Origin of the sequence: Marinobacter salexigens (assembly GCF_002806945.1) — a bacterium.
GTDB lineage: Bacteria > Pseudomonadota > Gammaproteobacteria > Pseudomonadales > Oleiphilaceae > Marinobacter > Marinobacter salexigens.
Map to the genome: position 1 here is coordinate 240662 of NZ_NIHC01000003.1, position 13519 is coordinate 254180.

Annotated in this window: 13 protein-coding genes; 8 read left to right on the plus strand and 5 right to left on the minus strand. The window is 54.4% G+C overall.

Features of this window, described 5'->3' with window-relative positions; translation table 11 throughout:
* Window positions 1-163: 163 nt before the first annotated feature.
* Window positions 164-733 carry a TIGR00730 family Rossman fold protein gene (locus CDH47_RS06030; protein ID WP_100638957.1) on the plus strand — a complete coding sequence of 190 codons (570 nt, stop codon included), beginning with the start codon at window positions 164-166 and terminating at the stop codon, window positions 731-733.
* 15 nt (window positions 734-748) lie between these two features.
* On the opposite strand, the gene CDH47_RS06035 is transcribed toward CDH47_RS06030, so the two are convergent.
* On the minus strand, window positions 749-1489 hold the full coding sequence (locus CDH47_RS06035; RefSeq protein ID WP_100638958.1) for a spermidine synthase: 741 nt from the start codon (window positions 1487-1489) through the stop codon (window positions 749-751).
* A gap of 154 nt (window positions 1490-1643) precedes the next feature.
* Here CDH47_RS06035 and CDH47_RS06040 point away from each other — a divergent pair, with 154 nt between their 5' ends.
* Window positions 1644-2267, plus strand: a complete 624-nt coding sequence (locus tag CDH47_RS06040; RefSeq protein ID WP_100638959.1) for a YbhB/YbcL family Raf kinase inhibitor-like protein — start codon at window positions 1644-1646, stop codon at window positions 2265-2267.
* A gap of 111 nt (window positions 2268-2378) precedes the next feature.
* Here the strand turns inward: CDH47_RS06040 and CDH47_RS06045 are convergent, their stop codons facing one another.
* The 4 genes from CDH47_RS06045 to CDH47_RS06060 form a co-directional block, all read right to left on the minus strand.
* Window positions 2379-3125, minus strand: coding sequence for an amino acid ABC transporter ATP-binding protein (locus CDH47_RS06045; protein ID WP_100638960.1), 747 nt, complete (start codon window positions 3123-3125; stop codon window positions 2379-2381).
* Complete coding sequence (locus tag CDH47_RS06050; RefSeq protein WP_100638961.1) at window positions 3122-3796, minus strand: amino acid ABC transporter permease; 675 nt, start codon at window positions 3794-3796, stop codon at window positions 3122-3124. Before CDH47_RS06050 ends, CDH47_RS06045 begins: the two co-directional genes overlap by 4 nt.
* A 25-nt stretch (window positions 3797-3821) precedes the next feature.
* A complete protein-coding gene (locus CDH47_RS06055) occupies window positions 3822-4577 on the minus strand; it encodes an amino acid ABC transporter substrate-binding protein (protein WP_100638962.1) in 756 nt (251 codons plus the stop codon).
* Between the two features lie 65 nt (window positions 4578-4642).
* On the minus strand, window positions 4643-5398 hold the full coding sequence (locus CDH47_RS06060; RefSeq protein ID WP_100638963.1) for a C40 family peptidase: 756 nt from the start codon (window positions 5396-5398) through the stop codon (window positions 4643-4645).
* A 141-nt stretch (window positions 5399-5539) separates the two neighbouring features.
* Between CDH47_RS06060 and CDH47_RS06065 the strand changes: the two genes are divergently transcribed.
* From CDH47_RS06065 to ectB, 6 genes are all read left to right on the plus strand, one after another.
* A complete protein-coding gene (locus CDH47_RS06065) occupies window positions 5540-7732 on the plus strand; it encodes an FAD-dependent oxidoreductase (protein WP_100638964.1) in 2193 nt (730 codons plus the stop codon).
* 23 nt (window positions 7733-7755) lie between these two features.
* Window positions 7756-8724 carry a radical SAM protein gene (locus tag CDH47_RS06070; protein WP_100638965.1) on the plus strand — a complete coding sequence of 323 codons (969 nt, stop codon included), beginning with the start codon at window positions 7756-7758 and terminating at the stop codon, window positions 8722-8724.
* Window positions 8725-9104: 380 nt separating this feature from the next.
* Complete coding sequence (locus CDH47_RS06075; protein WP_100638966.1) at window positions 9105-10511, plus strand: sodium:solute symporter family transporter; 1407 nt, start codon at window positions 9105-9107, stop codon at window positions 10509-10511.
* Complete coding sequence (locus CDH47_RS06080) at window positions 10508-11467, plus strand: hypothetical protein (RefSeq protein WP_100638967.1); 960 nt, start codon at window positions 10508-10510, stop codon at window positions 11465-11467. Before CDH47_RS06075 ends, CDH47_RS06080 begins: the two co-directional genes overlap by 4 nt.
* A gap of 143 nt (window positions 11468-11610) precedes the next feature.
* Window positions 11611-12126 carry a diaminobutyrate acetyltransferase gene (gene ectA, locus CDH47_RS06085; protein ID WP_100638968.1) on the plus strand — a complete coding sequence of 172 codons (516 nt, stop codon included), beginning with the start codon at window positions 11611-11613 and terminating at the stop codon, window positions 12124-12126.
* A 77-nt stretch (window positions 12127-12203) separates the two neighbouring features.
* Entirely contained in the window at window positions 12204-13472 is a 1269-nt protein-coding gene (gene ectB, locus CDH47_RS06090; protein WP_100638969.1) for a diaminobutyrate--2-oxoglutarate transaminase, read from the plus strand.
* Window positions 13473-13519: the final 47 nt, after the last annotated feature.

Here is a 13519-nt window from a genome sequence, read left to right on the forward strand (position 1 = left end):
AGAGCCAAACGCTCTTGCGGAAAAACGCTTGGCTGTCGTCACTGGGGCAGGCTTACAGGTAGGATACGGGGCTGCGAGAAGAATTCTAGCGCGCGCCGGGCAGCTCGTACAATTGGTCTGAAGACCCATTTATCATTAGAAACACAGCAAGAGACAGGAAAATATGAAAGTAGCAGTTTACTGTGGATCCCGTTCCGGTAATGAGCCGCTATACCTTGAAAAGGCCAGGGAGCTGGGCGAGTTCTTCGGTAATAACGGTATAGATATGGTTTTTGGTGGGGGGCACGTTGGCCTGATGGGCATTGTGGCTGATGCCGTGCTGGCCAATGGCGGTAAGGTTTATGGCGTGATTCCCCAGCACTTGGTTAACCGTGAGTTGGCGCACCCTGGCCTTACCGAGCTGCATGTTGTGGATAGCATGCATGAGCGCAAGGCAAAAATGGCCGAGTTGGCCGATGGTTTTGTGGCGCTTCCCGGCGGCATTGGCACACTGGAGGAGATCTTTGAGGTGTGGACCTGGGGGCAGCTTGGTATTCACCAGAAGCCTTGCGCCCTTTATAACGTGACGGGGTTTTATGACTCCCTGCTCGAGATGGTCAAAACCATGGTCGATTCTGGATTTGTCAGGCAGAAATACCTCGATATGATTGTGTTGGCAGACACCCCGGGCGCCTTGATTGAGGGGTTCAAGAGCTATAAAGCGCCCCGGGAGAAGTGGATTCAAGCCGGTTAACGGCGTTGGAAGAATTCAAAGGCGGCTGACCCTGCCCATTAACCGGGCCCAGCCGATGGGTAACTGCCGTTCGAGGCTGGCCAGTGCTGGGTCGTGCGGGTGTATTGCCTCGATGGGCTGTTTACTGGCATACACAACAATGTTGTTGGTTTTGCTTTTGAACATGAGCAACACAGGAAAGTGTTTTCGGAGCTGGCGGAAATAAGGCCCGTCCGGGTCTGGTGTGCGGTGGTAGTTCAAGACCAGCCAGCCATTGTGGCTCAACACCCGGTTGCAGCTTTCCACAAACTGGCGTTGGGCCTGCGCCGGGCTCATACGGTCTGCGTTGTACAGGTCTGCGAGGATTAAATCCGTGCTGCTATCCGGCGCATCACTCAGGGCCGCCCGGGCATCGGCAATGGTTACTTCAATGCGCTTGCTCTCGGGTAGATCAAAGTATTCCCGAGCCACGTAGAGCACGGCTTCGCGCAGTTCAACAGCGTGAATGTGGCACTCTGAAAAAAGATGATGAAAGGCGCTGGCCATTACACCGCCGCCGAGCCCCAGTATGGTGATGTGCTGGGGAGTATTGAAGGCGACAGGCAGAAACATGGCACGATTGTACTCGTGCACGGGAAGGTGCGGGTGGCGCCGGTCGATTTTGCTTTGTTCAAACACCGAGTTGAACGTAAGTACCCGGTGTTTACGGTAGTCGATTACCAGAATGCTGCCGAGCTTGTCCCGACTGTGGTGAATAATCTGGCCTTTATTGAACATGCAGTGCTCTTTCAAAATGGAAGGGGCTGAAAGCTGGGTTATACATGAACAGGATACTGTTGATACAAGGTATTATCACAGAATAGGCTGGACTCTGGCACAATCGAGGTAGCAATTTGCTTACTAACCTCAATAACTGACAGGAGAAAACACCATGAAACTGAACGTTGAGGGGATTGAAGACGGCAAACCGGTCCCGGATACATTCGCGTTCGGCGTGTACCATCCGGAAGATCGTATGAGCTTTGGGCCCAACCGCAACCCGGGGATGTCTTGGGAAGGTGCGCCGGAAGGCACCAAAAGCTTTGTGATCATGATGTTTGATCCGGATGTGCCCAGCGTGGCAGACGATGCAAACCAGGAAGGTAAAACCATTTCGAGGGATATACCCCGGGTGGATTTTTTCCACTGGCTGCTGGTGGACATTCCCGCTCGTATCAGCAGGATTCCAGAAGGCGAAGACAGTGACGGCGTTACTCCCAAGGGCAAGGATCAGAGTTCCGGCCCCTTTGGCCTGCGCGGGGTGAATAACTTTACCCAGTTTCTGGCTGGCAATCCGGATATGGCAGGCACCTACTACGGCTACGACGGCCCCTGCCCGCCCTGGAACGATGAGCTGCTGCACCACTATCACTACGAAGTGCATGCCCTGGATGTTGAAACGCTGGGGCTTTCCGGGGAGTTTGATGGCAATGCAGTGCGCGAGGCCATGAAAGGCCACGTGTTGGCCAGTGCCCGGGTAACCGGCACCTACACCCTGAACCCGGATTTGCGCTAACTTGCCTGAACAGTAACACCGCTGTTCAAGGCTCTTGCCGGAACCACAGTGATTTGGTTCCGGCTTGTTCCTCTTTGACGTGCCCTTGCCTCTGGGGCGATAGGTGATCCCTCACACAGGGTTGGTGGCCAGAATTTTCTTCAGAAAATCTTTTGTACGGGGGTCCTTCGGGTTAGAGAAGATTTCGCTGGGTGGCCCCTGTTCCACAATGCGGCCACCGTCGATAAAGATTACCCGGTCAGCCACGTCTCTGGCGAAAGACATTTCGTGAGTGACCACCATCATGGTCTGGCGTTCTGAGGCCAGTTGCTTCATCAGCCCCAGCACTTCCTCCACCCACTCAGGGTCCAGCGAGGATGTGGGTTCATCAAACAGGATAACCTCGGCCTCGGCGGCCATGGCGCGGCCAATGCCAACCCGTTGCTGCTGACCACCAGACATGGACGCCGGGTAGGCATCTGCCTTATTTGCCAAGCCGATCTGTTCGAGGATCTGCCGCGCTCTTTGGTAAGCCTTTTCTTTGGGCCATTTATCCACCACCAGCAGGCGCTCGGCGATGTTCTGGAGTGCGGTTTTGTTGGCAAATAATGCATAGTTCTGGAATACGAAAGCGGTGTGGCGGCGCATGGCAAGGATATCCGCCCGGCTGGCGCGGTTTACGTCCACCGTGAGATTTCCCACGGTCATGGTTCCGGCGGTTGGCTGCTCCAGGAAGTTGATGCAGCGCAACAGGGTGGATTTGCCGGTTCCCGAAGGACCGATGATGACCACAATTTCGCCCTTCTCAATGGTCAGGTTGATCTCGTCAAGAACGACCGTTTTGCCAAAATGTTTGCTCAGTGATGTCAGTTTGATCATCGGTTATAGGCCTTGTTCAGGCGGGTTTCCAGATAGTTCTGAAGCTTGGAAAGCAGTTCCACCACAATCCAGTACATGATGGCGGCAACAATGAACGCCTCGAAGTACAGAAAGCTGCCGGCGGCTTCTTTCTGGGTAGCGCCCATGAGCTCGGTAACCCCCAGGGTGAAAGCGAGAGAGGTTGCCTTGATCATGTCGATGAAATAATTCATCAGGGTAGGCAAGGCCACCCGTGTGGCCTGGGGCAGCACAATCCGCCGCATCAGCTGGCCATTGGTCATGCCGATGGACAGGGCAGCTTCCGTCTGGCTGCGATCAACGCCCACGATGGCGGCGCGGATGGATTCGGCCATATAGGCCGCAAAGTGCATGGTCAGGCCCATGATGGTGGCGGTGATGCCATCAATCACTGTTAGCGCACTGAACAGTTGCGGCAACCCGTAGTAGAACAGGAACAACTGCACCAGTAGCGGTGTACCCCTGAAGAAAGAAATGAACACGATGGTTAGCTGGTTAAGCACCGGAATGCGCAGCACCCGGATAACGGCAAACAGGCAGGCAAGGATCAGTGCCAGCACCATTCCTATGCCCGCCAGTTGCAGGGTAAGCGGCAGGTACCTGAGCAGTACAGGTACCAAGCCAAGCATGTATTCGACGTTCAACACGTCCATAGGGAATCAGGCCTCGGTGTGCCCCTCAGGGCTTGGTGATGTCGGTGCCGAACCATTTCTCGGAAATGGACGCCAGGGTGCCATTATCGCGCAGGGTCGCCATGGCCTTGTTAACTTCGTCCCGCAGGGCCCGCCCGGCTTCCGTGTCGTGGAAAGGGTAAGCATTGGTGATCTGGGAAAAAGTGGGGCCTGCCAGTTCAAGGGGTAATGGCTTCTCCTTGATGATCTGGCTGGCACTGACCCGATCCATCACAAACGCATCCACACGCCCCAGGGCGGTGTCCCGCTCCAGGTTGCTTTCATAGGTTTTAATGGTGATCTGGTCTGCATAGGGTAGCTCTACCAGTAGCGCCTCGAAGTTGGAGCCCAGGTTCACCGCAACGGTTTTCCCCTTCAGGTCTTCGACACGGCGGATGTCAGTATTGCCTTTTTTGGTGACAACCTGAGCCCCGTCGTACACGTAGGGGTCGCTGAACACATAGGCTTTTTTGCGCTCATCCGTGATGGTGATCTGGTTGGCCACCGTATCGATGCGCCCGGATTGCAGCATGCCGAACAGGCCGGAGAAATTCGCGGTTTCGTACTGGATGTCACGCCCCATTTCTTCGCCCAGAGCGTTCATGATATCGACTTCAAAACCTTTGAGTTCATCCTGCTCAACAAAGGTAAACGGGAAATACTGGCCGGACATGCCGACGCGTAAGGGTTTATCCTGCGCCAGCAAAGGTGTGCTGGTGAGCAGGGAAATGGCGAGCAAGGCATGGATCAGTCGTGTTTTCATAAAGCCTCCTTAAAACGCGCATGGTACCTGAAGCATAGTCGGGGGTGAAAATTGGGCAATACCGGTTAAAGATCGGCCCAGTTGATGGCCCGGAAATCGAAGTTGCTTTCCAGAGTGGGTTTGATAATCCGGAAATACGGAGATGCATCGAAATCCCGTGGCGTGAACAAGGATGTTTGCCGGATTCGGTAATGCTCACGTATGCAGTGCTGGCAGTTCGGGTCATCTGATGGAATGGTGTCGATGGTCGGAAGTATGGGGTAGCGCAGGCGCTGGAAACCTTCTGCAATAAACGTGGAGCAAATGGTTCGCGTAGGGTCGCCGCTGCCGAGGGAGAGCAACTTGTGCCTGTGCCGTGAAGGAACCGGTGGTGTCTGGATGAGGTAGCGCGCCAGATCAAACACGTTCTTCAGGTCGTACTGGTTACCCAGCCGGCTCAGGGCGTAATCGGTAAGCATGCGAATGTTGTCGTCATTCAGCCCTACAGGTCGGCAGATCCGGGTATGGCTGTTGCGGTAGAAGGATAGGGGCAGAGGGCGAATGCCAACCTCCAGGTCTGCCTCAATCAGTGTGTGGGGCTCGCCGTCTTCTGACGTTCCCAAACCGGCATCGGGCCCCAGATAAAGAACCGCGTGAGACCAGGTGGATTGGGTCAGGTACTTTATTGCTACGCTAATGCGTGTATCACCCTCCACAAGCAAAACGTCCCCGGGCCTGAGCGCCTTTTGCATGGCCTCATAGGTTGAGGTGGCTACAGAGTGCTGCGTTACCTGTTTGGTAAGGTAGGCGGCAAGATGCTTCGCAAGCCAGTTCAGAAACATTCTTCGCTCCGGTTGTGTATATTTGGTTTTTTATCTTCAGGGTAGTTTCTCAAATTCATTTCATGCGCGCTGTAACATTCGGGCCGTGATCCTGTCACAGCTGTAGACGTATTGTTGTATACATTTCTCACAGGCTTAAACATGAAGCGAAGTAAGCTGATACTGATTCTGGCCATTGCGGCTGTGGTTGGCACTTTTATTGGCCTGGATGGCCATAAACTGCTCACCCTGGCAAACCTGCAATCCCATCAGGCGAGCCTTGACCAATGGATTGAGGCGAACCTACTGCTGGCGATTGCAGGATATACCGCTATTTATGTGGTGGTGACAGCTCTTTCTCTGCCCGGCGCAGTGATTATGACCCTCGCTGGCGGTGCTTTTTTTGGCAACCTTTATGGCCTGCTCGCGGTATCCGTAGCGTCGACTTTGGGTGCTTGCCTCGCGTTTCTTGTTGCAAGATTCCTGGTGCGCGACACTCTGCGCTCCCGCTATCGGGAAGCTGTAGCCAAGATGGATCGTGGGGTGGAAAAAGACGGCGCCTTCTATCTCGCCACCTTGCGGCTGGTGCCAGTGTTTCCGTTTTTTCTGATCAATCTGGCCATGGGCCTGACCTCGATGAAGCTGCGCACCTATGCGCTGGTAAGTTGGGTGGCGATGCTGCCGGGCACGTTTATCTATGTGAATGCGGGAACCCAGCTGGGCCAGATACAGTCCACCTCTGACATCGTTTCGGCCGATCTGCTGCTCTCCTTTGCCCTGCTGGGTGTTTTTCCGTTGATCGCCAAATTTGTGGTGGGCTTTGTTCGCCGTCGCCGTGTTTATGCTGGCTGGCAAAAGCCGGAATCCTTTGATTACAACATGCTGGTGATTGGTGGAGGGTCTGCGGGGCTGGTTACTGCCTACATTGCTGCGGCCGTAAAAGCCAAGGTGGCGCTGATTGAAAAGCACAAGCTGGGTGGTGATTGCCTGAATACAGGCTGTGTGCCTTCCAAGGCATTGATTCGCAGTGCCAAAGCGGCAGACACCCTGCGCCATGCTAATCGTTACGGGTTGGAATCTGTGCCTGTGAAGGGCTCCTTCAAGAACATTATGGGTCGGGTTAAAGATGTGATTGCCAAAATTGAGCCACACGATTCCCCCGAGCGATATCAGAAGTTGGGCGTGGACTGTATTTTCGGCGAAGCCAGTTTTATTTCCCCTTGGGAGCTGGAAATAAAGCACAACGATGGCCGCACCGAGCGCCTCACGGCACGCAGTATTGTGGTTGCAACGGGTGGTAAACCGGCTATGCCTGCAATACCCGGGCTTGAGGATATGAGCCCGCTGACCTCAGACACGCTGTGGGATCTGGAGGAGCAGCCGGAGCGGTTACTGATACTGGGAGGTGGGCCTATTGGGTCTGAGCTTGCCCATGCTTTTGTGCGTCTGGGAACCAAGGTGATTCAGGTTCAGCGTGGTGACCGCATATTGGTAAAAGAGGACGGAGATGTTTCTGCTCTGATCAAGCAGCAGTTTGAAGCAGACGGTGTTGATCTGCGCCTGAACCATGCGGCCACGAAATTCTGTATGGAAGACGGCGAGAAAGTGGCCTACTGCGATCACAACGGCAAACAGATACGCATTCCATTCGATCAGGTGCTGGTGGCCGTGGGCCGCACTGCAAACACCGCTGGCCTGAATCTGGAGCGGATTGGCGTGGAGACTCTGCCCAATGGTGCGGTGGCTGTGGAAGACGATATGAGCCTGCGCTACTCCAATGTGTTTGCTTGCGGCGATGTGGCTGGGCCTTATCAGTTTACTCACGCGGCCTCTCATCAGGCGTGGTATGCGGCAGTAAACGGTCTGTTTGGACAGTTCAAGCGCTTCAAGGTGGATTACCGGGTTATGCCCTGGGTTACCTTCACTTCGCCGGAAGTGGCTCGTGTGGGGCTCAGTGAGGCGGAGGCGAAAGAGCAAGGTGTGCCCTATGAGCTAACCCGCTACGGCCTGGATGACCTCGACCGGGCGATCACAGACGGCGAAGACTACGGCTTCATCAAAGTGCTCACGCCCCCAGGCAAGGATAAGATTCTCGGTGCGGTGGTTGTAGGTTCCCGCGCTGGTGAAATCCTCGCGGAGTTTACGCTGGCCATGAAGCACGGCCTGGGGCTGAACAAAATTCTGGGCACGATTCACCCTTATCCCACATGGAACGAATCAGCCAAGTACGCCGCCGGTGAGTGGAAGCGTGCGAATGCGCCCGAGGGCGTTCTCAAACTGTTGGAAAAATTACACGGTTGGCGGCGTGGCAAAAATCAGCGCCGGCTGCCCGACACTTCAAACGTGACGCCATAGTGTCACAGCACCAAGGAGCATCCATGCCCCTGATTGAAACAAAGCCTGCCAGGCAACGCATTCCGGCGGTAGAAGTGCTGGCACCGAGAGCCCATGACAGCTGGACGCACACCCGCAATGGTGATCCTCGGGGTTACATTGATGCGGACAAGCTGAAAGAGCTGTGGATTCACACGGGTACGGCCTGCAACCTGGCTTGCCCGTTCTGCCTGGAAGGCAGTCATCCCGGTGATGGCCGTATTCCCGGCATGAAGCTGAGCGATGTGAAGCCGTTTATTCATGAAGCTATTGATATGGGTGTGGAGCAGTTTTCTTTCACGGGTGGTGAGCCGTTCGTGATTCGCGACTTCGTGAACATTCTTGATTACGCCAGCCAGCACCGGCCCTGCTTTGTGTTGACCAATGCCACTGAACCACTGTTGAAGCGCCGGCATCAAGTGTTGCCGTTGTTGGATAATCCCTGCCCGATTCATTTCCGTGTGAGCCTGGATTTTCCTGATCGTGCCCGTCACGACAAGGATCGTGGTGAGGGAAGTTTTGATCAGGCGCTGGAGGGGATTCACTGGCTGATTGAGCAGGGTTTCAAGGTGTCTGTTGCTCGCCAGACTGATGCAGGTGAGGTGCCGGCAGAAGTAGAGGCGGCTTTCCGTGGGATTTTCCGGGAATGGAAAATTCCAGAGAATCTGGCGTTCACGGCGTTTCCTGATTTGGGTACGCCGGGTTCCGAGGATGGTAGCCCTGAGATTACTGAGGGCTGCATGGAGAAGTATCCGACGGTGGATAGTCGGGCGCATTTTATGTGTACCTATACGCGGATGCTGGTGAAGAAGGGCGATGCGGTGCGGGTTTATGCGTGCACGCTGGTGGATGATGACCCGCAGTATGATTTGGGTGGGTCGCTTGCCGAGAGTATGGATGAGCGGATTATGTTGCGGCATCACCGGTGTTTTTCTTGTTATCGCTATGGGGCTAGTTGTTCGGCGCCTGTCTGATTTTCAGGATTGGTTGGTTGGAGTTGGCGGCATGGGGGGTGACGTTTTATTTTCTTGGAAAAATAACTCGCTGCGCTCAGACATCTTTTTCCGGCGAAAATAAAACGTCACCCCCCATACCGCGGGAACACCTTGCGAGCCTCATGATTTAAAAATGTAAGTGTTTCAGGCGCTTTTTTGTCGGGGAACGAAAGAACGTGGTTCAGCCAAGGTGCTGGTGGGGTTGGGGTCAAAAAATGTGGAGCGCCAGGGATGGCGCGACCAAGCCCCCCATGGATGGGTTCACGGGCGGTTTTTTGACCCCAACCCCACCAGCACCGATACCTTCGAAGCTGGAAAACGAAAAAAAATCCCGGAATACAACGAGGAAACAAACAACAGTGAACATCACAGAAGCAGCCTTGTTTTGGGGGTTTTTGCTGGTTTATGGCGTGGTTATGTATGTGCTGTCGCCGAAGAGCAGGAACTCGGAGTCTTTTTACAAAGGCGCTGATGATCAGGGTAATCCGGTTAGTCAGTGGTCGCTTACGGCCAGTGTTTTTATCAGTTGGATTTTTGCCAAGTCGGTGACCAATGCGGCGAATCTGGGGGCGGATTACGGGGTGGTCGGGGGGCTGGCTTATGCCAGTTACTGGCTTTCGATTCCGGTAGCCGGGTATGTGATTTATCTGATACGCACGCAGACCGGCGCACGGAGTCTGCAGGATTTTCTTACGTCTCGGTTTGGGCGTTTTGCGGGGTTGGCGTTTGCGGCGGCTATTCTGATTCGGTTGTATAACGAGGTTTGGAGCAATACGGCGGTTGTGGGTGGTTACTTCGGGCTTCCGGGGGAGTTGGAGTATTACCTTGCGGCGATGGTGTTCACGGCGTTTACGCTGGCTTACAGCCTGAAGGGCGGGCTGCGTTCTTCTATTTTTACGGATGTGATTCAAACGTTCGTGTTTGTGTCTTTCCTGGGTGCGGTGCTGTTCATGATTATCCCCGCCAATGATACCTCTGCGCTCTTGAGCGAGGGTGAATTTCGGTTGAACGCGGGTTTCGATTTGCTGTTGGTGGCTCTGTTGCAGATGTTTAGCTATCCCTTCCATGACCCAGTGCTGACGGACCGTGCCTTTGTGAATAAGGAAAAAACCATGCTCAAGAGCTTTGTGGTGGCGGGTTTGTTGGGCTTTGTGGCGGTGTTTTTGTTCAGTTTGGTGGGTGTTCACGCTCGCCTTAGCGGTATTGATGCCATGGGTAATGCGCCGGTGGCTGTGGGGCAGTCGTTGGGGCTGGCGGCCTTGTTTTTCATGAGTGTGGTGATGATGACGTCTGCGGGCTCTACTCTGGATTCCACCTTTACCTCGTTGGCCAAATCTCTGGCGGTGGATTTGCCGCGGCTGGTGCAAGGGGCGAAAGACCGGCTGCCGAGCATGCGTGTGGGTGCGGTGGTAATGGTCGTGTTCGCGGTCATTGGCAACCTGCCGATGTTCGCAGGCACGGATATTCTCAAGGCCACCACCGTTTCCGGCACTATGGTGATGGGGCTGGCGCCGGTGTTTCTGTTTTATGGATTCACTCGCTGGTCACCGTGGAGCTTTCATCTCAGTTTCTGGACAGGCCTGGTGCTTGGCGTTCTATTGGCGGCGGGGCTTATTCCGGCGAGCTGGGCGATTGGGGATGGCAAGTACGCCACGCTGTTGGGCGTTAACGCTTATGGATTCCTGATCTGCACCGCTGGTTTCTTCCTGCCGCTGGCTGTGCGCCTGCTTGCGGGGAAAACTTTGGCGGCCGGAGAAGCGCGATGACAGAAGGCCGCAGTTGTCCGCTGGCGTATCGCTATCAACCTGCTTCTTTGTGCGCCGACCCTGTGCCGGTGGCCGAAGACGTTATTTATGTAATTGGCGGGCTCTACGGCAATCCGTTTGCTCTGGATGAAATTGAGAAGATGGCGCTCGCCGAAGAACGGCATGGGCGCAGCGTAAAGCTGGTGTTCAACGGCGATTTTAACTGGTTTAACGCCAGTAACGAGCTCTTCCGCGATATCAACAATCGGGTGCTGAAGCACACGGCTATTCTGGGCAACGTAGATTTTGAGCTGGCTGCTCCCAGTGCGGGTGCCGGGTGTGGTTGTGCCTACCCTGAATTTGTAGATCAGGGTGTGGTTGAGCGCTCAAATCAGATTATGTCGAGGCTGCAAAATCTCGCCGCTACACACCCCGACATTCAGCAGCGCTTAGCCGTTCTCCCAAGATATCAGTGCTTGATGCTTGGAGGACTAAAGGTTTTGGTGTTGCACGGTGATCCGGAGTCTTTGGCGGGATGGGGGTTGGCCTATGAATCCTTTGCTGCTGGGAACCAGGGCTGTCTTGACAGCTGGTTCCGGGAATCGGGCGCAGATGTGATGGTCTCTACCCATACATGTCTGCCAGTGCTTTGGTCTGGCGTTGTTCAGGGGCGGCCTTGTGCAGTGGCCAATAACGGCTCGTCGGGTATGGGTAACCTGAGTGGGGATGTGAGAGGTCTGATCACACGCATAAGCCGCACGGCACCAGCAGTTGAGTCTATCGCTGGCCTGGCTGTGGGTGGTGGGTTGCATGTGGATCTGATGCCCGTGAATTATAATGTCAGTGCGTGGATGGAGCAGTTTGATCGGCTCTGGCCGCAGGGATCGCCAGCTGAAAAATCATATCGGAAACGCATCGTTGAAGGCGCATCGCTTAGCCCTGGCGACTTGGTTTTCCCCCTGCTGTCAGAGGCCTAGTGGTGCTTGCGAACTCAGTGCTTCAGACTATTCTTAAGATAAGTATCGGTGTTTTCCGGGGTGCAAATTCCCGGTCCGACTTGAAATATATTTTGTGGTCTATATAATTTACCGCTTAATTTTAAGAGCGAACCACTTAAGTTATGACTTCTGAAGGATCGAATACCACCGCCATCACCCTTCGTACCCCCACCAAGGATGATGGCTTCAGGCTCCACCAGTTGGTAGCAGAGTGCCCTCCACTGGACGCCAATTCCATTTACTGCAACCTCCTGCAGTGCAGCGATTTTGCCGACACCGGCGTAGCTGCGGAGAAAGATGGCGATCTGGTTGGTTTTATATCCGGATATATCCCTCCCCGAAAACCCGAAACCGTTTTTGTATGGCAGGTTGCCGTTCATGAAAAGGGTCGCGGTCAAGGCTTGGCCAAGCGGATGCTGAAAGAGATTGTGGCCCGGGAAGCGTGCAAAAACGTGACCTACATGGAGACCACGATTACCGCTGATAACGAAGCCTCATGGGCATTGTTCCGTTCCTTTGCGCGAGATATGGGCGCAGAGATTGAGCACCATGAGCACTTTGAGAAAGGCATCCATTTTGGCGGCAAGCACGATTCTGAATTTCTGCTGCGCATCGGGCCGTTTACCAAGAGTCCCTGAGTGCCCGCACGTCAAAGCATCAGAGCTATCGTTTAAAAATTCTGCATTAAAATGCCGGAAGGCAATGAGGTAATACAATGGAAATTTTCAAGTCCACTGAATCCGAAGTACGCGTATACAGCCGTGCATTTCCAGTGATTTTTAACCGCGCCAAGAATGCGCATCTTTACACTGAAGACGGCAAGCAGTACCTGGATTTTCTGGCCGGTGCCGGTTCATTGAACTACGGCCATAACAACGACACGCTGAAAAAAGCGCTGCTTGAGTACATTGAGTCTGACGGTGTGAGCCAGGGCCTGGATATGTTTACTACAGCCAAGCAGGGCTTCATGGAATCCTACAAGAAGCACATTCTCGAGCCCCGTGGTCTGGACTACAAAATGCAGTTTACCGGCCCCACAGGCACTAACTGTGTGGAAGCTGCTCTGAAGCTGGCCCGTAAGGTAAAAGGCCGTACCGGCATTATTTCGTTCACCAACGGTTTCCACGGTGTAACCATGGGTGCGGTTGCTGCAACCGGTAACAAGCACCACCGTGGTGGTGTTGGCGCGCCGCTGAGCAATGTGGACTTCATGTTCTACGACGGCTACCTGGGTGAAGACGTAGACAGCCTGGCCATTATGGACAAGCTGCTGACAGATGGCTCTTCCGGTGTTGAGGTGCCAGCTGCCGTTATTGTTGAGGCTGTTCAAGGTGAAGGTGGCTTGAATGCTGCCCGTGCCGAGTGGCTGAAGGGCCTGGAAGCCCTGTGTAAGAAGCATGACATGCTGCTGATTCTGGATGATATCCAGGCAGGTAATGGTCGTACAGGTGAGTTCTTCAGCTTTGAGTTTGCTGGCATCAAGCCGGATATCGTGACCGTATCCAAGTCCCTGAGCGGCTATGGCCTGCCCATGGCGCTGGTACTGTTCAAGCCAGAGCTGGACATTTGGAGTTCCGGTGAGCACAACGGTACCTTCCGTGGTAACAACATGGCGTTTGTGACGGCCCGCGCTGCCATTGAGACCTACTGGAAAGATGACAGCTTTGCCAACGAGGTGAAGGAAAAAACCCAGGTGCTTGGCGATGCGCTGCAGGCCATTTGCGATAAGTATCCCGGTGAGTTCAAAATGAAAGGGCGTGGTTTGATGCGCGGCATCGAAGCGAAGAACGCTGAGATTACTGGCCCGGTTACCAAGCGTGCGTTTGAGCACGGCCTGATCATTGAAACCAGTGGCCCGAATGATGAAGTTATCAAATGCCTGATGCCGCTGACCACCAGCAAGGAAGACCTGAAGCTGGGTGCTGATTTGCTGGCAAAGAGTGTGGATGAAATCATGCAGGAAAGCATGAGTGAGGCGTCGTAAGACGCCTTCCATTAATCAGGACATTTACACTGCACGGTAAGCCAGGG

What these genes read in the sequence shown, in the direction of transcription:
- CDH47_RS06070 (WP_100638965.1), top strand. Translation starts at nt 7,756, where the DNA reads ATGCCCCTGATTGAAACAAAGCCTGCCAGGCAACGCATTCCGGCGGTA.
- CDH47_RS06065 (WP_100638964.1), top strand. Translation starts at nt 5,540, where the DNA reads ATGAAGCGAAGTAAGCTGATACTGATTCTGGCCATTGCGGCTGTGGTT.
- CDH47_RS06050 (WP_100638961.1), bottom strand. Translation starts at nt 3,796, where the DNA reads ATGGACGTGTTGAACGTCGAATACATGCTTGGCTTGGTACCTGTACTG.
- CDH47_RS06080 (WP_100638967.1), top strand. Translation starts at nt 10,508, where the DNA reads ATGACAGAAGGCCGCAGTTGTCCGCTGGCGTATCGCTATCAACCTGCT.
- ectA (WP_100638968.1), top strand. Translation starts at nt 11,611, where the DNA reads ATGACTTCTGAAGGATCGAATACCACCGCCATCACCCTTCGTACCCCC.
- CDH47_RS06045 (WP_100638960.1), bottom strand. Translation starts at nt 3,125, where the DNA reads ATGATCAAACTGACATCACTGAGCAAACATTTTGGCAAAACGGTCGTT.
- CDH47_RS06055 (WP_100638962.1), bottom strand. Translation starts at nt 4,577, where the DNA reads ATGAAAACACGACTGATCCATGCCTTGCTCGCCATTTCCCTGCTCACC.
- CDH47_RS06040 (WP_100638959.1), top strand. Translation starts at nt 1,644, where the DNA reads ATGAAACTGAACGTTGAGGGGATTGAAGACGGCAAACCGGTCCCGGAT.
- CDH47_RS06035 (WP_100638958.1), bottom strand. Translation starts at nt 1,489, where the DNA reads ATGTTCAATAAAGGCCAGATTATTCACCACAGTCGGGACAAGCTCGGC.
- ectB (WP_100638969.1), top strand. Translation starts at nt 12,204, where the DNA reads ATGGAAATTTTCAAGTCCACTGAATCCGAAGTACGCGTATACAGCCGT.
- CDH47_RS06030 (WP_100638957.1), top strand. Translation starts at nt 164, where the DNA reads ATGAAAGTAGCAGTTTACTGTGGATCCCGTTCCGGTAATGAGCCGCTA.
- CDH47_RS06060 (WP_100638963.1), bottom strand. Translation starts at nt 5,398, where the DNA reads ATGTTTCTGAACTGGCTTGCGAAGCATCTTGCCGCCTACCTTACCAAA.